The organism is Lactobacillus crispatus, assembly GCF_018987235.1.
GTDB classification, from domain to species: Bacteria; Bacillota; Bacilli; order Lactobacillales; family Lactobacillaceae; genus Lactobacillus; species Lactobacillus crispatus.
In genome coordinates this window covers 1700218-1720734 of sequence record NZ_CP072197.1, presented here as the reverse complement: position 1 = coordinate 1720734, position 20517 = coordinate 1700218, and the positions used below count along the sequence as shown (strand labels likewise).

Genomic DNA, 20517 nt, shown 5'->3' with positions numbered 1-20517 from the left:
AGGCCGAGCAGATCAGCTACTCGGTCTTTTTGGATTCATTTTTTCATCTAGAGCAGGTTCTAGATACACTTAAATATTAACAAATTGTTCTACCGAAGTGAGCGGACTCAGATAAACATAAGAAAGATTTACATATTTGGTAGCGTCACTTAGCTTTTTCATTAGGTCTTGCTGTTCATGAGTTAGATGCAGGTGATTCATGGCAACTCGAGCCTGAATATACATGACCAATTTGCTAGTGTATTCAAGAGGATGATCACCACTGTCGAACTTATTAAGAACAAGCCCAATTGCATCGCGAATCTGCCGATAGCGACCAATATTCATTTCATTGTAGATATTGCTAAAAAAACTATTATAAAAATGCCTCAAATCTTGGTATACTTCACGACTTTCGCTTTGTTTCTTTTGGTTAAAGAGACTGAACATAACTATCACTCCTTTAAAACAGGTATAATTTGCGTTTTTGGATTAAAATGATGCTTTAATTCCTCAGGCAATGGGGTGTCGGTAATAAGGACATCGATCTGATTGAGGGGGACAGACATGTATGGCGAAGAGGATTGATTAGTAAATTTATATTTTTCGGCAACTAATACAACTTGATTAGCGCGACTAGCGGCGGTTTCGATAATTTTGGAATCAGCCATGCTTGGTGTATATACGCCGTCATCTCTGATTCGAGATCCACCAATAAATGCAGTATTGAAATGGATTTGACGCAATATTTCTAATGCTGTTTCAGAATAAATGAAACGCTGCTTTTTGTTGATAACGCCGCCCAACAATCTGACTGATGGGATTTCTGTTGCTAATAAGCTTAATGCGTTGTCGATTGAATTCGTGACGATCTGCATGTCAATACCATTAAGCATTGGACAGAGCTGCTTTAACGTAGTTGATGAACCGATGAAATCACATTGACCTGGATGAACAAATCTCTTTGCCATTCTAGCCATTTTCATCTTAACCGGTGATTGTACTTGATTTCTTGCTAAAAAATCAGGTACGCTGTTGCAATTAATTTCCATCAAACCACCATGAACTCTAATTGCTTGACCAGTTTCAGTTAGATGAATTACATCTCGTCTTGCCGTATCAAATGATACATTGAAGTGAGCTGCAATCTGTCTAGTTGATAATTGGTGCTTTTTTTCAAGTAACTGTTTAATTTGTATTAATCTTTCTTCTTGGGTCATCTCATGCCCTCCATTTAGTAATTTAACATGAATGAATAATTTTGCACTGATTATGTCAGTATTTGATATTTGTTTATCTGTACTTATCAGTATTTAAGCAATTAAATACTTATATCAAAGCATTAAAAGGTTGATATAGCAACAAAAAAGGGATGCAATTTTAAATTAAATACTTATTTTTTAAATTGGTAGGATCCAATTATAAAAATAGTTGAACTTTTTAGATAATTTGGTATGATATAAGTGTAAACAAAAGAACAAATGAACAAGAGCACTCTTAAATGCTCAAAGGAGAATAAGATGGCAGTTGATTATGACTCAAAAGACTATTTAAAGAGCGTTGATGCATATTGGCGCGCAGCCAACTACTTGTCAGTTGGTCAATTGTTCTTGATGAAGAATCCGCTTCTCAAGACTCCGTTGGTGGCAGAAGACGTTAAGCCTAAGCCAATTGGTCACTGGGGCACGATTGCACCACAAAACTTTATCTATGCTCACTTGAATCGTGTGCTTAAGAAGTATGACTTGAACATGTTTTATATTGAGGGTTCAGGTCACGGTGGTCAGGTAATGGTTTCTAACTCATATCTTGATGGTTCATATACTGAACGTTACCCAGAGATTACCCAGGACGAAAAGGGGATGGCTAAGCTATTCAAACGCTTTAGTTTCCCAGGTGGTGTTGCTTCTCACGCTGCTCCTGAAACTCCAGGTTCAATTCATGAAGGTGGGGAATTAGGCTACTCACTTTCACACGGTACTGGTGCTGTTTTGGATAATCCAGATGTTATTGCCGCTGTTGAAATTGGTGATGGTGAAGCTGAAACTGGTCCCTTAGCTGCTTCATGGTTTAGTGACAAGTTCATTAACCCAATTAAAGATGGTGCAGTTCTGCCAATCTTGCAAATCAACGGCTTTAAGATTTCTAACCCAACCATTGTTTCTCGCATGAGCGATCAAGAATTAACCGAATACTTCCGCGGCATGGGTTGGGATCCTCACTTTGTTTCAGTCTTTAAGGGCGGCCGTTTTGACGGTGAAAAGGACCCAATGCAGGTTCACGAAGAAATGGCTAAGACCATGGATGAAGTCATTGAAGAAATCAAGGCTATTCAAAAGCATGCCCGTGAAAACAATGATGCTACCTTGCCACATTGGCCACTGATTATTTTCCAATGCCCTAAGGGCTGGACTGGTCCAAAGAAGGACTTGGATGGCAACCCAATTGAAAATTCATTCCGGGCTCACCAAATTCCAATTCCAGTTGCTCAAGGCAATATGAAACACGTTGATATGCTTACTGATTGGCTGGAAAGCTACAAGCCGGAAGAATTGTTTAATGAAGACGGTTCACCTAAGGAAATCGTAACTGAAAACACTGCTAAGGGTGAACATAGAATGGCCATGAACCCAATCACTAACGGTGGTCTTGATCCTAAGCGGCTTAACTTGCCAGACTACCGCAAATTTGCTTTGAAGTTTGACAAGCCAGGTTCAGTTGAAGCCCAAGACATGGTTGAATGGGCTAAGTACTTGGATGAAGTTGCTAAGCTCAACCCAACTACTTTCCGCGGCTTTGGTCCAGATGAATCTAAATCAAACCGCTTGTTCCAATTACTTGATGATCAAAAGCGCCAATGGGAACCAGAAGTTCATGAACCAAATGATGAAAACCTGGCTCCAAGTGGCCGTGTGATTGACTCACAATTGTCAGAACACCAAGATGAGGGCTTCCTTGAAGGCTATGTTTTGACTGGTCGTCATGGCTTCTTCGCTACTTATGAAGCCTTTGGCCGAGTAGTTGACTCCATGCTCACGCAACACATGAAGTGGTTAAGAAAAGCTAAGGAACAATACTGGCGTCATGATTATCCATCACTTAACTTTGTCGCAACTTCAACTGTATTCCAACAAGACCACAATGGTTACACTCACCAAGATCCAGGTATCTTGACTCACTTGTATGAAAAGAACCGTCCAGATCTTGTTCATGAATACTTGCCATCAGACACTAATACGCTTTTGGCAGTGGGCAACAAGGCACTGCAAGACAGAGAATGCATCAATGTCTTGGTAACTTCTAAGCAGCCTCGTCCACAATGGTTCTCAATTGAAGAAGCACAAAAGTTGGTTGACAAGGGCTTAAGCTACATTGACTGGGCTTCAACTGATAAGGGCGTTAAGCCAGACGTTGTCTTTGCTTCAACTGAAACTGAACCAACTATTGAAACTTTAGCCGCAATCGATATCTTGCACAAGAAGTTCCCAGATTTGAAGATTCGCTACATTAACGTAGTTGACGTCATGAAGCTCATGGATCCTAAGGACAACAAGAATGGTCTTTCAACTGAAGAATTTGACAGATTATTCCCTAAGGATGTGCCAGTAATCTTTGCATGGCATGGCTACAAGAGCATGATGGAATCCATCTGGTTTGCTCGCAAGCGCTACAATGTTCATATTCACTGCTATGAAGAAAATGGTGATATTACTACCCCATTTGACATGCGGGTATTGAATCATCTTGATCGCTTTGACCTAGCTAAGGATGCCGTAGAAAGCATCCCAGCTTTGAAGGGCAAGAATGCGGACTTCATAAGTCACATGGATGACTTGCTTGAAAAGCACCATCAATACATTCGTGACAATGGTAAGGATATGCCAGAAGTAACTGAATGGCAATGGTCGGGCTTGAAGTAAAATTAAAATAAGAATAAATTAGACCTATGCGAAAAGCGTAGGTCTTTTTTTGATAAAGAGGGAAAATATGAAAAGTGGGTTAGTACTTGAAGGTGGAGCAATGCGTGGGCTGTTTACAGCTGGCGTAATTGATGCGTTTTTAGAAAATGACATAACCTTTGATTTAGCAATTGGCGTTTCAGCCGGTGCTGCCTTTGGCGTAAACTTGAAGTCGGAGCAAAAGGGAAGAGTATTGCGCTACAACATGCGCTTTGCGGGGAAACCATATTATGCTAGTTGGAAGTCATGGCGGCGGTCAGGCAATTTGTATGCGGCTAACTTTTGTTACCATATTTTGCCTGATAAGTTGGATGTTTTTGATAAAGAAAAATTTATGACTAATCCAATGGACTTTTGGTGTGTTGCAACTGATGCTGCAACAGGTGAGCCGGTTTATCATCAATTACATGATGCAGGTTATGTTGACTTAGAGTGGATTAGAGCCTCGTCGTCGATTCCATTTTTTGCTCATCCAGTTGCAATTCATGGGCATTATTACTTTGATGGCGGTGTATCTGATTCAATTCCGTATGATTTTTTAGAGCAGCAAAACTGTGATAAAAAGGTAGTCATTGCTACACAGCCGAAGTCTTATCGCAAAAAGCAGAGTAAGCTCTATCCACTGGAAAAAGTAATTTTAAGGAAATACCCTGCAGTAGTAAAAAAATTGGCTACTAGAGCTGAGGATTATAACGCAGTGCTTGACCAAATGGAAAAGGATGAAGAAGCTGGCAAGGCGTTTATTATTCGTCCACCGTTTCCGCTTGAAATTGGCACTTTAGAAACAGATAAAAAAGAGATGCGACGAGTGTATGAGGGCGGACGAGTTGAGGCGGAGAAAATTTTGCCAACTTTGCGTGAATATTTGAACAAATAATAAAACAAGTATCTAGGAAAGATTAATCACTTCTCAGATACTTGTTTTAGGTTGATTATAAAAATTTCTCAAAAGCATTGCTGATGCCATCTTCGTCATTTGAAGTGGTAACATAATCAGCATGCTTTTTCGCTTCTTCGGAGCCATTACCCATGCAAACAGCTGTTCCAGCAAAGTCAAACATGGTAATATCATTTCTTTCGTCTCCAATTGCCATGACCTCTTCTGGAGTAATGCCAAGTTTTTCAGTTAATTCTTTTAATCCGGTTCCTTTATTAACATTAGGGTGAAGTAGCTCTAAGAAGCAATCGTCGGCACGAACAATATACAGCTCTTGCCCAAATTCTTGGCGAATTTTATCCTCCCATTGGTCTAACAACTTAGCTTTAGTGGCAAAACAACCTTTAGCAATTTCAAAATCACTAGGCAATTCATCTGGCTCTCTAATGTATAAAGTCGCACTATTTTCGTAAGCTTGAGTATAAACCATTAAATCAACATCATGATCTCCTGTAATTATTTTTGAATCAGGGGAAACAACGTTAAAAGGTAAATGATGCTCGTTAGCAAAAGCATACATTTTACGATAAAGTCGATTAGAAACTAGATCTTTAGTCATTATCTTGCCATCTGCTGTGCGGGTAATTGCGCCATTAAGAGTGATAGCATATTGATCAGGTCCAATAATTCCTAATTCGTCCATAAAATGTTTTAATCCTGCGATTGGCCGACCAGAACATAAAGCAACTTTTATTCCTTGGTCTAAAGCTGTTTTAACTGCCTTTTTTGTACTGGGCAAAATCTTACCTGTTGAATTAAGCAAGGTACCATCGGTATCAAGTGCAATAAATTTGATTGTCATAATAATTCCTCCTGTGCATTTAACTTACCGTTAATTATGCCAGACTTTGTGTTATTTCAGTAAGCAAAGTAGTTCATCTTGGAAAGGAAAAAGGTTTTATCACTTGTTTCGTTTCATGAAATGAAATATATTGCAGAGGATTTTATGTGTATAAATAGAGAATGTCTATAGCATATTTATTGACATGTTATTTTTGTATGTAAAGTAAATGATTAAACATAGGCGCGACAAGCAAAATAAAGGGGGTATAAATATTGGTATATACATCATTGAAGGGCTGAAATAAATTTCATGAAATGAAATATCATCTTAACTTTATGAAACAATAAGTCATAGTTTTAAAAAACGCTTACATTAGCTTAAAACTATGGTATAAATAAAAATGTAAGCTAGCTACTAAGATAGAGTTAAGTTCAGAATTTGATATCAACTGGACGTTTTATCTTAAAACATTTTTGAGGAGTAAATATTTGTGTGAAGCACAAATGGCAAAAGTCAATTGTATGAGCACCTTGCGGTTGACTTGATCTGATGAAATAAAGATGTAGATGCAGGTGTAGATGTAAGAATAAGTTATTGATTTAATTTTTTTCTTCAGAGGTAAACGATTATGATGCAGAAAATACAGCGGTTTGGGGCCGCTATGTTCGTCCCAGTTATGCTGTTCTCGTTTGCGGGTATTGTCGTAGCTTTAGGTAGTTTGTTCAATAACCCGACTCTGTTTGGTTCAATTGCCAACCCGGGAACTACATGGAATTCAGTTTGGGACACAATTTCAGCTGGTGGTTGGACAGTGTTCAACCAAGAAGGTATTTTGTTTACTGTAGGTTTGCCAATCGGTTTAGCCAACAAGGCTAGAGGTAGAGCAGCCATGGAAGCAGTTATTGCTTACTTGACTTACAACTACTTCATCGGTGCAATGCTTACCCACTGGGGTGCAGCATTTGGTATTCCTAACTTTGACAAGATTCAAATTGTTGCTAACGCTACTAACCACGGTTTAACTAACATTGCTGGTATCAAGACTCTTGACACTAGTATCTTAGGTGCCTTGGTTGTTGCTTTGATTGTTGTATGGCTACACAACAAGTACTTTGACAAGAAGTTGCCAGACTGGCTTGGTACTTTCCAAGGTTCAACTTATGTCTACGCTTTAGCATTCTTCGTAATGATTCCTTTAGCACTCATTACCTGCTGGGGCTGGCCAAAAGTTCAAATGGGTATCACCAGCATGCAACACTTCATCGTAGATAGTGGATTTATCGGTGTTTGGATTTACCAATTCTTGAACCGTGTATTGATTCCTACTGGTCTTCACCACTTGGTATACATTCCATTCCAATTCGGTCCAGCCGTTGTTGCCGGCGGTTTGCAACCATACTGGTTGAAACACCTTGCTGAATACGCTGCAAGTACTAAACCACTTTCACAAATCGCTTCAGTTGAAGGATTCCAACTTTACGGTAACGAAAAGGTATTCTTAGTACCATTTATCTGTCTTGCCTTCTACGCAACTGCTAAGAAGAACAAGAAGAAGCAAACTTCAGCTTTGCTTATCCCAGCTGCTTTAACCTCAGTATTAGCTGGTATTACTGAACCTATCGACTTTACTTATTTGTTTGCTGCTCCAGTTCTTTGGGTAGTTTACTCAGTATTGTCAGCCACGATGAACACAGTTATGTGGGCCTTTGGTTTAAGAGGATTCATGTCAGATGGTGCGATCGGTATCGCTTCAATGAACTGGATTCCACTTTGGCAAAACCACTGGAAGACCTACGTCATGGAATTTATCGTTGGTATTATCTTCGGTATTATCACTTACTTCGTCTTCAAGATCATGATCGAGAAGTTCAACTACATTACTCCAGGTCGTGAAGCCGATGATCAAGATGTTCACCTTCTTTCAAAGAAAGAATACAAGGCTAAGAAGGCTGCAGAAGCTGCTGGTAAGGACGCTAATGACCCTTACATTGAAAGAGCAACTGCTTACCTTGAATTATTAGGTGGTCCTTCAAACATTACAGAATTGAGTTCATGTGCTACTAGATTACGTGTATCTGTTGCCGATCCAAATAAAGTTGCTTCAGATGCCGCATTTAAAGCAAACAAGGCTGTCAATGTCGTACACCACGGTAAGGCTATCCAAGTTATCGTAGGTTTGGACGTACCTCAAGTTCTTGATGAAATGAACACTTTAATGCAACAACAAGGTGGCGACGCTAAGGTATCAACTGAACAAGATAATCCTTATATTGAAAGAGCTACTGGTATCGTTGACTTGCTTGGTGGTGACTCCAACATTCAAGATGTCATTGCTTGCTCAACTAGAGTAAGAACTCATGTCGTTGATCCTAAGAAGGTCGCTCCAGATTCAGAATTCAAGAAGATCGCAGATTCTTACGAAGTACAACATAAAGATAACAACGAGGTTGACATCGTTGTCGGATTGGATGCCGATCAAGTTGTTGATCAAATGAAACAATTGCTATAATCTGAAAGCGCTTGTGTTATCATTAATATATAAATTATATATTGATAAGGGCACAGGTATTATGGCAAATTTGAGATCAATGGTCTATGACAATAGTCATAAGTTGAATGATTCTGAAAAACAGATAGTTCAATATGTTCTAAATAATCCGAGAGACTGTAGCAAGTTAAGCTTAGCCAAATTAGCTAAAAAGCTTTATGTATCCGAATCCGCAATTTTCCGGTTATGTAAAAAGCTAGGACTAAGTGGCTACAGTGAGCTTAAATTTGATTTGGTCGAATTAGCCGAATCGAAGCAAAAACCAATCAAAATTGAAAATAATTTTGCGCGGGAACTTAGTAAAGTAAATTTAGATGTACTGAAATATTTCAAGCAACGTGATTTCAATAGCTTGTATCGCGATTTAGATAATGCAGGGACAATTTACATTTACTCTACTGGTTGGCAACAAGAGTTAATCGCACAATATTTGGCTCATGAATTGTTTGTAGTTGGCAAGCATGCAACTGTTTTGCCATCAGCATTAGAGGAATTAAAAGCTGCGGGACGCTTTGCTCAAAAAGGCGATGTTTTGTTTATTATCTCGTTTACGGGTGATAATAAAACGATCAATGAGGAAATCACTAAGTTGGAACTAGTGAATGATAAATTCAAATATGTTTCGTTCACTAACCTGAAGCAAAATAAATTAGCTTCATTAGTGCAGCACAACATTTATTTTCCAACGATTGCCTTTACTGATGATGCCGACTTTAAGAGCGGGAAGGTTGCCTTTACCCCAGCGTACTTCTTAATTGATTTGGTAATTAGTGAATATGTAGCTTGGCAACAGAGTCAAGGAGAGGATGTAGAGATCAATGTGGGCAATTAGTAAACGAAAAGTTGGCAACTTTATCGATCGAATAACCGAAAGCATGCACTTGGATACTAAGAAGATTTTGACTTGGTATTCATACGTACTTTTCATTGCTCCACTATTGTTTTGGGCGATGATTGCACTACGAAGCGGTGCTTCTGGTCAATCGATTCGGATGATGATTATGAAGCAGCCGATGATTGCGATTAGTACAATCGTTGCTATCGTTGACTTCATACTAGGCTACTATATGTTGTTAAACCACAAGCAGTTTTTAATCAATCGACAGACTTATCGCTTCTTGATGGGAAGTCAGATGATTGCTCAGCTCTTTGTTGGCAACTTGCTTTGCGTAGTATTAGCTATCTTAGGTTTTTATCGAGCAAAAGCTTTGAAGAAAACGCAAGATGGTGTTAGTCGAGTAATAATCGCAATTTCACTTACTGCAGCTGGTTTATTACTCGCAAGCTTTATGTTGATATTATTACTTGAATTTTAGAAATCCAGAGGTTATTAATTATGTTTAATTTCTTTAAGAAAAAGAATAAGGGTATTGAAGTAGATGCGGTAGTTGATGGCGACATTATGCCAATTACTGATGTAAAAGACGATGTCTTCTCAACTAAGATGTTAGGTGATGGCTATGCTATCAAGCCTAAGGATAATCATATCTATGCACCAGTTGATGGTAGTATCTCCACACTTTTCCCAACTAAACATGCTATTGGTATCACGAATGACCAAGGTATTGAGTTTTTGATTCACTTGGGTCTTGATACTGTTGAACTAAAAGGTGCTCCGTTTACAGTGAATGTTAGTCAAGGCGATAAAGTTAAGAAAGGTCAACCCTTAGCCACAATGGATTTCCAAATGATTACAGACAAGGGATACGATGACAGCTGCATCGTTGTCTACACCAACATGGACCTGATTAAGTCAGTTACTTCGATTGAAAAAGGCAGTGTTGAACATTCCCAAAAAGTACAAACTATCGAACTTAAATAGTCAACTTTCCCCTCTCTCATGTAAAAATTTAACGACTATTTCTCTAGTTTTCGGCTTAGCTTCTACGTTGAAGCTAAGCTTTTTCTGTTAGAATGTTAATTAAGAAAGAAGGGCATTTATGAAAAGATATCGACCGAACACTAAGGCAGTCATTGTGGGTATAGTTTTGATGTTAATTGGTATAGCATGCTGGGTAATTAAGGCATCATTTATTCCTAAGGGAGCAGACTTCTTGTTTCCGATTGGCTTACTTGTGATTTGTCTTGGCGGATTAACTTTAACCATTACTGCGTTTATTGCTATGCGAAAAAATGATCTTGCAATGAGTGCTTATTTAAAAAAACAGGCAGCAGAAAAGAAAAAGCAAGAAAAGAGCAATAATTAAGCTTTTTAACAGTTTTTTTACTATAATAAAATATAGATTGTTATTATATAAGCAAAAAGGAATTGAGGAAAAATGAATTTTAAGGATGTTTATGAAAAGGAACATGTAACGCGGAAGTTTACTAATAGAAAATTACAAGAAAAAACAATTGCTGGAATCGTTAAAATGGCACAGCAATCACCTTCATTGCTTAATTCTCAGCCATGGCGTGCATATGTTTTGATGGGGGATGCTTTAAGCAAGTTTAAGGCTGCTTCAGCTAAAAAGATTGATGATAAAGAAGCTGCACATGAAGATTTTGCTTCAATGCTATCACTAGACTGGGATACTTATCCAAGTCGTAATATGGCTACGATGGGTGCATCCCAAAGTTTCTTTTTCAGAAATAAGCTTCAATTATTTAATGATGCGAATAAAACAATGTTCAATGCACCAGCAATTATCTTTTTAACGGTTCCGAAGAAATCTCCAGCTTGGTCCGTTTTTGACTTAGGAATTTTTGCACAAAGTATCATGCTTTTAGCCATTAACCGTGGCTTAGGTGTGATGCCAGCTCATTCAATGGTTTCATACCCAGAATTGGTTAGAGAATATGCCCAAATTCCAGATGATGAAGCTGTCGGAATGGCAATTGCAGTTGGCTATATCGACAAGAATGCTGAAATTAATGATCCTAAATTTATTCCAAAGCGTGTACCGTTTAATGAAATTTACAAGGTGGTCGAATAAATTACAAAAAACCGTTATCCCTTGTGTAAAACTGCACTATTTTAGGCAAGAAATGGTAAAATAGGTTTTAGTAATATATTTGTAAAAAAAGGTGATAATACTTTGAGTCCAGCTCAAATAGTAACTAATTTAGTTGCAACATTATTAATATTTATCGTTGCATCATTCTTTGTTGCTGCGGAATTTGCGTTAGTTCAAACTAGACCAAGTCAGCTCGAAGATATGCTTGCTAAGGGTCAAGGAAATAAGAAAAAGTTGCGTCGTGCTTTGCATATGACGCACAACTTGAATGAGTACTTGTCAACTACTCAGGTTGGTACCACTTTGGTTGGTGTAGTCTTGGGTTGGTTCTCGGCTGATACATTCGCAACCATCTTGGAAGATCTTTTCCATTTGACGCCAATGAATGAATCACTCATCAAGTCAGTTAGTGCAATCTTAGGCGTAGTTTTATTAACTTATTTGGAAGTTGTCTTAACTGAAGTTGTGCCTAAGAATATTGCGATTGACAAGCCAGTACCGATGATGATGGGGATCGTTACGCCACTTCATATTTTCCATACGATTGTTTATCCATTCGTTTGGCTATTAAATACTAGCTCCAATGGAATCTTAAAATTGATGGGCTTTACTCCAGCTGATGAAGAAAATGAAGTTTATTCACAATCTGAAATCATCAAGTTGTCACGTAATGCGGTTCATGGTGGTTCGCTTGATAAAGAAGACTTAACTTATATGGAAAGAGCCTTCGAATTAAACGATAAGGTTGCTAAGGATATCATGACTGACAGAACAAGATTGTCAGTACTTGATTCAACTGATACAATTGCCTATGCCTTGAAAAAATACTTGGAAGAAGGCTACAGTCGTTTTCCAGTTGTGCGTGATAATGATAAAGATGACGTTGTGGGTTATGTTTATGCGTACGACATTGTGCAACAAAGCCAAATTGATGGCAACGTACCAGTAACAAGAATTATTAGAACTATTATCACGGTACCTGAATCAATGCCAATTCAAGATATCTTGCACTTGATGATTTCTAAGCACACACCAATTGTCTTAGTAGTTGACGAATATGGTGGTACTAGTGGGATCGTTACTGATAAGGATATTTATGAAGAGCTTTTCGGTTCTGTTAAGGATGAAATTGATGATGTTTCAGATGATTACATTATCAAGGACAAGGATGGTCAAGTTCATGTTTCAGGTAAGACGACTTTATATGACTTTGAGCGTTTCTTCCATACAGATCTGAAGGCCTTTCAAGATAGCGATATTATTACCATTGGTGGTTACATGATGGAACATTATCCTAACTTGAAAAAGGGTGAATCAATTGAACTTGAAGGATATAAGTTTACCTTAGACAGTATCGAACAAGGCTTTATGCGCTGGTTTATCGTTGAACCGATTAAGGATAAAGATCAAAAAGGCGATCAATCAAAGGATGAAAATTAGAAATTATTCAGAGGAAGCGTTGAAAATGACGCTTTTTTTGTTTAAAGATGTTATAATTCTTTTTATTAGGAATAATATATGTAAATTGAATTGAAGGGTAGATTAAATGGCAAAAGGCGACAATATTGACCAAATTATAGATCACAAATTATTCACAGAAGATGACATTCATGAGATGTGCGTCCGTTTAGGTAAGCAATTAACTGAGGACTATGCTGGTAAAAAGCCGGTAGTTGTTGGGGCTTTGAAGGGTGCAATTTACTTCTTGACTGACTTAACTCGACAAATGGACGTAGCACATCAACTGGATTTTCTCGATGTTTCTAGTTATGGTGATGGCTTTGAGTCAACTGGTAAGGTCAAGATAGTATCAGATTTGGTAACTGACGTGAAGGATCGCGATGTTTTAATTGTCGAAGATATCGTTGATACGGGTTTAACTTTGAAATTCATGAAAGAACACATTATGGCACGTGGCGCTAAGAGCGTTAAGTGTTGTGCAATGCTAAATAAGGAAGCCAGAAGAACTACCGATGTTGAATTAGAATATTATGGTTCAAAGGTTGGCAATGAATTCGTAGTGGGTTATGGTTTGGACTTTTTAAATATGTATCGTAACCTTCCTTATGTTGGGGTATTGAAGCCAGAAGTTATTCAACATTACGCTAATAAATAAGGATGAAAATTAGATAAAGAATCAAGCGAGTGAGAATGATCACTCGCTTTTATTTACTGCTTTTGATAAAAAAATTCTATTAAAATATCAAATTAAATTTATTTTTTAGATTTAATATTGTGGTTATAATGTAGGCGGTTTAGTAAAAAGAACAAGTAAAGGAGTAGTTTTTATGACCAAACAAACTATTAAAGCTCAAGCAGATGGTCGCAATGGTCAAATTGATTTTGAGATTGACTTAGAAAACAATAAAATTAGCGATGTCAAAGTAACCAAGAATTCGGAAACTCCTGCAATTTTTAATCAAGCTTTTGGTAAATTAAAGAAAAATATTATTGATAATCAAAGTTTTGACGTGGACGCTGTTTCTGGGGCATCATTGATGACTCAAGCAATGCTAGATTCTGGTAAAAAAGCATTAGCCGAAAATAACATTGCTCTTGACGGAAAAAAGCCAGAAGTCGTACATGAAGAAAGGCAACTAAATGTTGATGTGGCTGTAATTGGCTCCGGTATGGCCGGGTTAATGGCGGCAAGTCGTGCTCTTTCGATGGGTAAAAAAGTAGTTGTACTTGAAAAAAATGGCTATTTAGGTGGAGCAACTATTTTAAATGGCTCAAATGTTGTAGGAACTGGCTCTAAAGTTTCTGCAGAATTATTTGGTGAAACGGCAAAGAAGGATTCGCCAAATAGACTAGTTGAAGATATTACTCGTGAATGCCGCGGTACCAATTATCCAATCTTGTCAAAGTTATTAGCTAACAATATTGGTAGGGCCGTAGACTTTATTACTGAATTTGCAAATTTGACTTATCAAAAAGCGGAAACCCAAACAGTTGAACATAGTGTAAATCGTCAAATTGAAATGCCTAGTGAAAGCTCATATGAATTAGTGACTAAGGCGGCTGAGGCATTTGAAAAAAAAGGCGGACAAATTATCTTAGATACCCGTGTTGAAAAGTTGAATAAAGATAAGGCTGGCAAACTGGTATCTTTAACCGCTGAAGGCAAGCACCAGACAATTAATGTCAATTTCAAGTCACTTGTTTTAGCTGCTGGTGGTTGGGGTGCACGTGATTATCAGGCTCATAAGACTGATATTCCATATTATGGTCCAATGACTTCAACTGGTGATTATTTTGATTTTGCCAAAAATATGAATTTGGTTACTCGTAACTTAGACTGGTATAAGGTATATCCACATGGATTGGAAGTTGAACCTGGTATTGCTAAGCTAACAACTTATTCAACTAAAGAGGCGACCGATATGGGGGCTATTTTTGTTAATACTGATGGTAAGAGAATAGTTAACGAATCTGCACCTTATACGCATTTTAGGGATGCGATTGCCGAACAAAAGGGTAAGGTAGCTTACATTGTCATGGATCAAAGAACCTGGGACCGTTTCTATGAATTAATGCTTAAGTATGGCTTTACCAAAGAAGAAGTTCAATCATTCTTTGATTTGAATGGCGAGAAGAGTCCAGTTCTGGTCAAAGGCGACTTGAAGACCGTGGCAGAAAAAGCAGGTATTGATTATCAAACGCTGAAGGAAACTGTTGATAACTATACTGAAGATGTTAAAGCAGATTATGATCCTGAGTTTGGTAGAGACAAGAAGTTTATGCATGAATTCGAAGGCGATACATATTATGTAATTGAACAAAAACTTCTGTTCTGCACAACTTTGGGTGGATATGAAACTACTGATCAAATGCAGCTTCTTGACAATGATATGAATCCCGTAAGTAACTTCTATGCTGCAGGAGAAATTGTTGGTGGTGCTAATGGTCATGATTCAATGCCAAGTATGATGAATTCTTGGAGCTATGCTTCTGGTTTTGTTGCAGGTACGACTGCTGCGGATAATACCAATTATAATTATTCTACTGTTTCAAATGAACAAGAAGCAGATGCTGTATCAGGCGCCTCTGAAGCTTAATTTAAATATCTGAAACTTGAAAGCACCAAAATCAAGCTCAAGTCCTGTCACTATTGAGCTTTTCTAGACGTAATTAGTTTTTATATGATCTGTTTCAGTGCAATTTGTATGAATCGTGGCAGTTGGTTAATAAAGTCATTGATTACTTCATCTATCTTTTCAAAACTATTCTGTTTAAGCTCTTTTAATTCTGAAATTAAGTAGACCAATGCATCTACGAATCTAATATCAGGTAAGGATTCGTTCATTAGATAGAATAAATCTCCGATTGTCTTATCATCTGTATTTTGTCTTTCCTGCCAGGCCAATAGATCATAAGTTATTGCTGTAACTGCGATATAGCCACATTGGCCGTCATAGCTTTGAGCTTGAGATTTATCTAGAGTAAGATATTGCTTAGACGTCTTAAAATATGTTTTAATTTGCCATCTACGGCCATAAAGTTGGACGATTTCTTCAGGTCTAAGCTTTGTCTGAATAGTAGCTAAAACCAAATACTTGTTCTTGTTTCCACGGTTGGAGACAAAGACGAGCTTTAATAAAAAGCTATGTCCATGATATTGAGCCTCAACTATGCTTGAATAAAGATAATGTTTCTTTTTACGGATGTTTGAAGCAGCCAATGAGCCGAGCTGCAATCAAGCATAATAGTTTTTGCCAGTTGATTCTTCCATCGTTAAGTACATTGCGAGCAGTTCTAACGGAAAAACGCTTGTCACTCTTAGCTCTGAATAAGGAAAGCCGAGCAAAGTGTACTGACATCAACCAAGAGATGATCATGGTTAATGAAACGGTAGATTTACGCTTAAAGTTGACTTGTTTAGTTAACTTAGCTAGACCGATTAGTTTGATAAATGAAGAAATTAAGGATTTAGTATCGTTTTCTGTGTCGATTTGTTCTATACTGTTCATTGCGTAGGATCTCCTTTACTTTTTATTTCGACACTTAAAGTATAACGCAGAGAGATCCTGCGTTTTTATTTTTGATAAGAAAAAGCCAAGAGGCGCGGGGAAGGAGCGTTAATCTTAGCTTTCAAGTTTCAGTTTATTAATTAAAGCATGCAATTAAAAAGTTTAATGTGGATAACTATTTGCATTAAGCTTTTTTTATTTGGAGAACGAAACATAGTTATTTCATAATAATTTTGTTATGAAAGTATAGTGAAATTGATATTTGATACATCAACAGATGACGCACTAATATTAACTTGTGGATAAAATTAAACTTATTAGAGGTGTAAACAATGAAGTCAGGAAAATATCAAGTAAAAGCTAAAGGTCATGGTTCCGAATCAATGCCAATGGAAGTTGACATTGATGGCGATAAAGTTACTTCAATCAAAGTAGATTCATCAGGTGAAACTAAGGGAGTAGCCGATGAAGTATTTAGACGTTTGCCTAAAACAATTGTGGAAAATCAAACTTTAAACGTTGATGCGGTCAGTGGCGCGACTATTTCCAGTCATGGTGTGATTGATGGCGTAGCCGAAGCAATTGATGAAGCAGGCGGCGATTCAACCGAATGGAAAAACCGTGAAAAGCCCGCTGCTACAAAGGTAGAAGATGAAGAAATTACTGTTGATGTAGCTGTAGTTGGTGCAGGTGGCGCTGGTCTAGCAGCTGCAGTTCGCTCAATTCAACATGGTGAAAGGGTGGCTGTTCTCGAAAAGTATCCACAGATCGGTGGTAATACTAGCCGTGCTGGTGGTCCAATGAATGCGGCTGAACCAGAATGGCAAAGTAAATTTAAGGCTCTTCCTGGTGAAAAACAGACTTTAGAAGACTTGGCTAATACGCCAATTGAACAAATTGATTTAGAATACCGCTTTGATTTTGAAAGATTACAAAGACAAATCAAAGAATATATTGATTCTGGTACAGATTATTTATTTGATTCGACTTTACTCCATGAAATTCAAACTTATTTAGGTGGTAAAAGGACGGATTTAAAAGGTAACGAAATTCATGGTAAATATGCTTTGGTACATGAATTGGTAACTAATGCTTTAAATTCTGTTAAATGGCTCCAAGATTTGGGTGTTAAGTTTGATAATTCTCAAGTTACAGAACCAGTTGGTGGTTTGTGGCGCAGAGGTCATAAGCCAGTAGAGCCATTAGGTTATGCCTTTATTCACGTTTTGGGTGATTGGATAAGAGAGCATGGTGTCGATCCATATCTTGAAACTCGTGTTGAAAAACTAATTATTGAAGATGGCAAAGTACGCGGTGTAATTGCAACACGCGCTGACAGTAGTACTTTGACTGTGCATGCTAAGGCAGTAATTTTAACGGCAGGTGGCTTTGGTGCCAATACTAAGATGGTTCAAAAATACAATACCTATTGGCCAAACATTGCAGACGATAGTACAACAACTAATTCACCTGCAATTACTGGCGATGGGATTAACTTAGGTCTTGAAGCTGGTGCAGACTTATTCGGTATGGGCTTTATCCAATTAATGCCAGTAGCTGATCCAAAGACCGGTGAGCTTTTCACTGGTGTTGTAACTCCGCCTGCTAACTATATTATGGTTAACAAAAAGGGTAAGAGGTTTGTTAATGAATTTGCGGAACGGGATGTTTTGGCTAAGGCAGTTATCGAAAATGGTGGTTTGATTTATCAAATTGCGGACGATAAGATTAAGGACACTGCTTACAATACAACCCAAGAGTCACTTGATGCGCAAGTTAAGGCTGGAACCTTGTTTAGAGCTGATACGCTTGAAGATTTGGCAAAACAAATTGGAATGAATCCAGCAGTTTTGGTTAAAACTATCCAGGATTATAATTCTTACGTTGATCGTGGCGAGGATCCAGACTTCCATAAGAATGTATTAGGCCTCAAATGTGAAGTTGCACCATTCTATGCTACTCCGAGAAAGCCTGCTATTCACCACACTATGGGCGGCTTAGTAATTGATACTAAGGCACATGTTTTGAATAAAGATGGTCAAATTATTGATGGCCTATATTCTGCTGGTGAAAATGCTGGTGGCATTCATGCTGGTAATCGTTTGGGTGGTAACTCCTTGGCAGATATTTTCACTTTTGGTCGAATTGCTGCCAATACTGCCTATGAAGATCATCAAGAAAATGATGCAACTAGCGGTGCTTCACAACATTAATAAATATATTTACTTAAACAAAAAGTCGCCCAAAATCGGCGGCTTTTTTCGTTAATTATTTTTCTTTTGCATGTAATAGTAAATTGGCAGTCCTAACAATGTTAAACCAATACCAATAATTGAAAGAACAAATTGATTGATAATTGTTGAGACAACGATGAAGATACCACCGATCACGGAAATAATTGGAATGATCGGATACCATGGAACCTTAAATGGACGTTTTAATTCTGGCTCACGCTTTCTCAAAATTATTACGGCAACTGACAACATTGTGTTGAAAGTCCACATAACGAAGACTAGCATGTCAGTTAAAACAGTAAAATTACCTAGTAGAATCATGACAATTGCAATAGCATCAACAATAAACGCGCCAACTACTGGGACACCGGTATGGATATTAGCCTTGCCAATTTTATTGGAGAATGGCAATAAATTGTCTTGAGCCAAGATATAAGGCGTGCGCATCCCTGTCAGCATGAATGCGTTAACCGCACCGTAAACAGAAATTAAAATTCCCACAGTGACTAGTTTTCCACCAAATTGACCAAACAATTTCATTGAAGCTTGAAACGCGGCATTATTGTTATTAGTTAATTGATCAATAGGTAAAACGGTCATGAAAGTATAATTGATTAAAACATAAATCAATGTAATTGCTGAAAGACCTAAAATAATTGCCCGTGAAAGGTCTTTTTCTGGATTTTTGACTTCGTTAGCCAAATTAGTCACTACAATCCAGCCTTCGAAGGCGAATAACGCAGAAAGTAACCCTTGACTAATGGCGGTTGGAAATGAATGTCCAGTGCCGACTGTTAACGGAATAATTGGTGCAGGTATTTTGGTAGGATTAAATAATCCCCAAATAATAATTAAAGCAATTGGAATGATTTTTAGGATAGTGATGACCGACTGCATTTTGCTAGAAAATTTAGTTCCGATTAGATTAATTCCTAAGAGAAAAAGCACTAGCAAGATAGCTATTAGGTTAGAATACCTCGCCTTAATTCCAAATAAGGAGACAAACTGAACGCCAAAAATTGAGCTTAGGGCACCAATTTGAGCTGGAAAATAAACAATCATTTGTGCCCAGCCAAAAAGAAAACCCCACACGCGGCCGTAAGTATAATCAAGATACTTAATGGCACCATTAATTTTTAAGCTGGCGGCAATTTCTGAAATGGTCAAACCTGATGCAATTGAAATGATCCCAGCTAAAATCCATACAAACAGGGTCATTGAAGTGCTGCCAGTTTGTGCAGTAATTGTTCCGATCTTGAAAAATACGCCAGCTCCGATGACAGAACCGACTACGGTAGCCAATGCTTGGCCGAATGAGATTTGTCGTTTCATATTTATTTGTTGCCCTTCGTTTACATTATTTAAATTTTAGCACATCGACTAGAAATTTTTGTATTGATAGGCTTTTCGGTTAAAATAATTAAGGGAGGAATTTAGCCGATGAAAAGATTTCAGCATAAGTATACTTTGCCAGCGATTTTGACTTTATTAATTCTGGCGATTGCATTTCTTTTGATTGGCTTTTTCAATTTTAAGCGGCAAACAACTTTACCGCCAGATGCTAATTCAAGTGCGATTGGGATTGAGTTAAATCAAGATATTGACTATGTTGATTTACATAAATTGCAATCTAATGGCGTTTCCTTTATATATTTGAAAGCAACCCAAGGCAGATCATATTTTGATGAAAACTATCTGTCTTATCGTGACCAAATTTTAGGAACGAACTTGGCATTTGGTAGTGAGATTTCCTATAGCAATGAATCGACTCCGATGCAGCATTACCGCTACTTTTTTAAGCAAGTAGGACAAAATACGGGCTCGCTGCCAATTCTAATTGTACCGGCAGTGACTACTCGTTCAGCGAGATATTTGCGGTCAATGGGGCAGTTTGCGGCTTTATTGCAAGCAGCTGGCAAAAGAGTCATGGTGAAAGTTGATCATAAATATCAACATTACTTTAATCCGCAAACGTTATTTATGTCATCAGACAGTAAGGCACCGAATAAATTAAAGTATTCATTTTGGTGCTACACTACTAACGGACGCGTAAGGAATGTTTCAGGCTTAGAAAGCCAGGTAACGATGTACGCGTATAACGGGACCGTTGGTCAATATAAGCAAAAGTATGGGCAATTAACACAGTAAT

Annotated in this window: 17 protein-coding genes and 1 pseudogene; 13 read left to right on the top strand and 5 right to left on the bottom strand. The window is 37.8% G+C overall.

Translation table 11 applies throughout. The features are described 5' to 3' along the window. Positions 1 to 69 precede the first annotated feature (69 nt). Together J6L97_RS08350 and J6L97_RS08345 are read right to left on the bottom strand one after the other, a co-directional pair. Positions 70 to 429 (bottom strand): bacteriocin immunity protein, encoded by a 360-nt coding sequence (locus tag J6L97_RS08350; RefSeq protein ID WP_013086004.1) that lies wholly within the window; start codon positions 427 to 429, stop codon positions 70 to 72. A 5-nt stretch (positions 430 to 434) separates the two neighbouring features. Then, positions 435 to 1199, bottom strand: coding sequence for a DeoR/GlpR family DNA-binding transcription regulator (locus tag J6L97_RS08345; RefSeq protein ID WP_057726557.1), 765 nt, complete (start codon positions 1197 to 1199; stop codon positions 435 to 437). 300 nt (positions 1200 to 1499) lie between these two features. Between J6L97_RS08345 and J6L97_RS08340 the strand changes: the two genes are divergently transcribed. Then, positions 1500 to 3899: a phosphoketolase family protein gene (locus J6L97_RS08340; RefSeq protein ID WP_054832749.1), complete on the top strand. Its 2400-nt coding sequence runs from the start codon at positions 1500 to 1502 to the stop codon at positions 3897 to 3899. 67 nt (positions 3900 to 3966) lie between these two features. Next, entirely contained in the window at positions 3967 to 4815 is an 849-nt protein-coding gene (locus J6L97_RS08335; RefSeq protein ID WP_057726556.1) for a patatin-like phospholipase family protein, read from the top strand. Positions 4816 to 4870: 55 nt separating this feature from the next. On the opposite strand, the gene J6L97_RS08330 is transcribed toward J6L97_RS08335, so the two are convergent. After that, on the bottom strand, positions 4871 to 5677 hold the full coding sequence (locus J6L97_RS08330; RefSeq protein ID WP_057726555.1) for a Cof-type HAD-IIB family hydrolase: 807 nt from the start codon (positions 5675 to 5677) through the stop codon (positions 4871 to 4873). A 610-nt stretch (positions 5678 to 6287) separates the two neighbouring features. On the opposite strand from J6L97_RS08330, the gene J6L97_RS08325 reads away from it, so the two are divergent. The 9 genes from J6L97_RS08325 (at position 6288) to J6L97_RS08285 (ending at position 15222) form a co-directional block, all read left to right on the top strand. Next, positions 6288 to 8168 (top strand): PTS sugar transporter subunit IIBC, encoded by a 1881-nt coding sequence (locus tag J6L97_RS08325; protein ID WP_005724271.1) that lies wholly within the window; start codon positions 6288 to 6290, stop codon positions 8166 to 8168. 61 nt (positions 8169 to 8229) lie between these two features. Beyond that, positions 8230 to 9039: a MurR/RpiR family transcriptional regulator gene (locus J6L97_RS08320; protein ID WP_013086010.1), complete on the top strand. Its 810-nt coding sequence runs from the start codon at positions 8230 to 8232 to the stop codon at positions 9037 to 9039. After that, positions 9026 to 9523: a hypothetical protein gene (locus J6L97_RS08315; protein WP_013086011.1), complete on the top strand. Its 498-nt coding sequence runs from the start codon at positions 9026 to 9028 to the stop codon at positions 9521 to 9523. The genes J6L97_RS08320 and J6L97_RS08315 overlap by 14 nt, the downstream gene beginning before the upstream one ends. A 20-nt stretch (positions 9524 to 9543) precedes the next feature. Continuing rightward, on the top strand, positions 9544 to 10029 hold the full coding sequence (locus tag J6L97_RS08310; RefSeq protein ID WP_054832748.1) for a PTS sugar transporter subunit IIA: 486 nt from the start codon (positions 9544 to 9546) through the stop codon (positions 10027 to 10029). A gap of 118 nt (positions 10030 to 10147) precedes the next feature. Continuing rightward, positions 10148 to 10414 (top strand): hypothetical protein, encoded by a 267-nt coding sequence (locus tag J6L97_RS08305; RefSeq protein WP_005718555.1) that lies wholly within the window; start codon positions 10148 to 10150, stop codon positions 10412 to 10414. A 72-nt stretch (positions 10415 to 10486) separates the two neighbouring features. After that, positions 10487 to 11143 (top strand): nitroreductase, encoded by a 657-nt coding sequence (locus J6L97_RS08300; RefSeq protein WP_013086012.1) that lies wholly within the window; start codon positions 10487 to 10489, stop codon positions 11141 to 11143. Positions 11144 to 11245: 102 nt separating this feature from the next. Further along, complete coding sequence (locus J6L97_RS08295) at positions 11246 to 12604, top strand: hemolysin family protein (protein WP_057726554.1); 1359 nt, start codon at positions 11246 to 11248, stop codon at positions 12602 to 12604. A gap of 106 nt (positions 12605 to 12710) precedes the next feature. After that, positions 12711 to 13280, top strand: coding sequence for a hypoxanthine phosphoribosyltransferase (gene hpt, locus J6L97_RS08290; RefSeq protein WP_005718562.1), 570 nt, complete (start codon positions 12711 to 12713; stop codon positions 13278 to 13280). A gap of 172 nt (positions 13281 to 13452) precedes the next feature. After that, the gene (locus J6L97_RS08285; RefSeq protein ID WP_057726553.1) at positions 13453 to 15222 is read left to right on the top strand and encodes an FAD-dependent oxidoreductase; all 1770 of its coding nucleotides are present in this window, start codon (positions 13453 to 13455) and stop codon (positions 15220 to 15222) included. Between the two features lie 80 nt (positions 15223 to 15302). Here J6L97_RS08285 and J6L97_RS08280 read toward each other — a convergent pair. Next, positions 15303 to 16134, bottom strand: a pseudogene (locus J6L97_RS08280) (transposase). Positions 16135 to 16466: 332 nt separating this feature from the next. On the opposite strand from J6L97_RS08280, the gene J6L97_RS08275 reads away from it, so the two are divergent. After that, positions 16467 to 18347, top strand: coding sequence for a flavocytochrome c (locus tag J6L97_RS08275; RefSeq protein WP_005718568.1), 1881 nt, complete (start codon positions 16467 to 16469; stop codon positions 18345 to 18347). A gap of 51 nt (positions 18348 to 18398) precedes the next feature. On the opposite strand, the gene J6L97_RS08270 is transcribed toward J6L97_RS08275, so the two are convergent. Next, positions 18399 to 19700: an APC family permease gene (locus J6L97_RS08270; protein WP_054832746.1), complete on the bottom strand. Its 1302-nt coding sequence runs from the start codon at positions 19698 to 19700 to the stop codon at positions 18399 to 18401. 108 nt (positions 19701 to 19808) lie between these two features. Between J6L97_RS08270 and J6L97_RS08265 the strand changes: the two genes are divergently transcribed. Continuing rightward, the gene (locus tag J6L97_RS08265) at positions 19809 to 20516 is read left to right on the top strand and encodes a GH25 family lysozyme (protein WP_005724267.1); all 708 of its coding nucleotides are present in this window, start codon (positions 19809 to 19811) and stop codon (positions 20514 to 20516) included. Position 20517: the final 1 nt, after the last annotated feature.

What these genes read in the sequence shown, in the direction of transcription:
- J6L97_RS08350 (WP_013086004.1), bottom strand. Translation starts at nt 429, where the DNA reads ATGTTCAGTCTCTTTAACCAAAAGAAACAAAGCGAAAGTCGTGAAGTA.
- J6L97_RS08345 (WP_057726557.1), bottom strand. Translation starts at nt 1,199, where the DNA reads ATGACCCAAGAAGAAAGATTAATACAAATTAAACAGTTACTTGAAAAA.
- J6L97_RS08340 (WP_054832749.1), top strand. Translation starts at nt 1,500, where the DNA reads ATGGCAGTTGATTATGACTCAAAAGACTATTTAAAGAGCGTTGATGCA.
- J6L97_RS08335 (WP_057726556.1), top strand. Translation starts at nt 3,967, where the DNA reads ATGAAAAGTGGGTTAGTACTTGAAGGTGGAGCAATGCGTGGGCTGTTT.
- J6L97_RS08330 (WP_057726555.1), bottom strand. Translation starts at nt 5,677, where the DNA reads ATGACAATCAAATTTATTGCACTTGATACCGATGGTACCTTGCTTAAT.
- J6L97_RS08325 (WP_005724271.1), top strand. Translation starts at nt 6,288, where the DNA reads ATGATGCAGAAAATACAGCGGTTTGGGGCCGCTATGTTCGTCCCAGTT.
- J6L97_RS08320 (WP_013086010.1), top strand. Translation starts at nt 8,230, where the DNA reads ATGGCAAATTTGAGATCAATGGTCTATGACAATAGTCATAAGTTGAAT.
- J6L97_RS08315 (WP_013086011.1), top strand. Translation starts at nt 9,026, where the DNA reads ATGTGGGCAATTAGTAAACGAAAAGTTGGCAACTTTATCGATCGAATA.
- J6L97_RS08310 (WP_054832748.1), top strand. Translation starts at nt 9,544, where the DNA reads ATGTTTAATTTCTTTAAGAAAAAGAATAAGGGTATTGAAGTAGATGCG.
- J6L97_RS08305 (WP_005718555.1), top strand. Translation starts at nt 10,148, where the DNA reads ATGAAAAGATATCGACCGAACACTAAGGCAGTCATTGTGGGTATAGTT.
- J6L97_RS08300 (WP_013086012.1), top strand. Translation starts at nt 10,487, where the DNA reads ATGAATTTTAAGGATGTTTATGAAAAGGAACATGTAACGCGGAAGTTT.
- hpt (WP_005718562.1), top strand. Translation starts at nt 12,711, where the DNA reads ATGGCAAAAGGCGACAATATTGACCAAATTATAGATCACAAATTATTC.
- J6L97_RS08285 (WP_057726553.1), top strand. Translation starts at nt 13,453, where the DNA reads ATGACCAAACAAACTATTAAAGCTCAAGCAGATGGTCGCAATGGTCAA.
- J6L97_RS08275 (WP_005718568.1), top strand. Translation starts at nt 16,467, where the DNA reads ATGAAGTCAGGAAAATATCAAGTAAAAGCTAAAGGTCATGGTTCCGAA.
- J6L97_RS08270 (WP_054832746.1), bottom strand. Translation starts at nt 19,700, where the DNA reads ATGAAACGACAAATCTCATTCGGCCAAGCATTGGCTACCGTAGTCGGT.
- J6L97_RS08265 (WP_005724267.1), top strand. Translation starts at nt 19,809, where the DNA reads ATGAAAAGATTTCAGCATAAGTATACTTTGCCAGCGATTTTGACTTTA.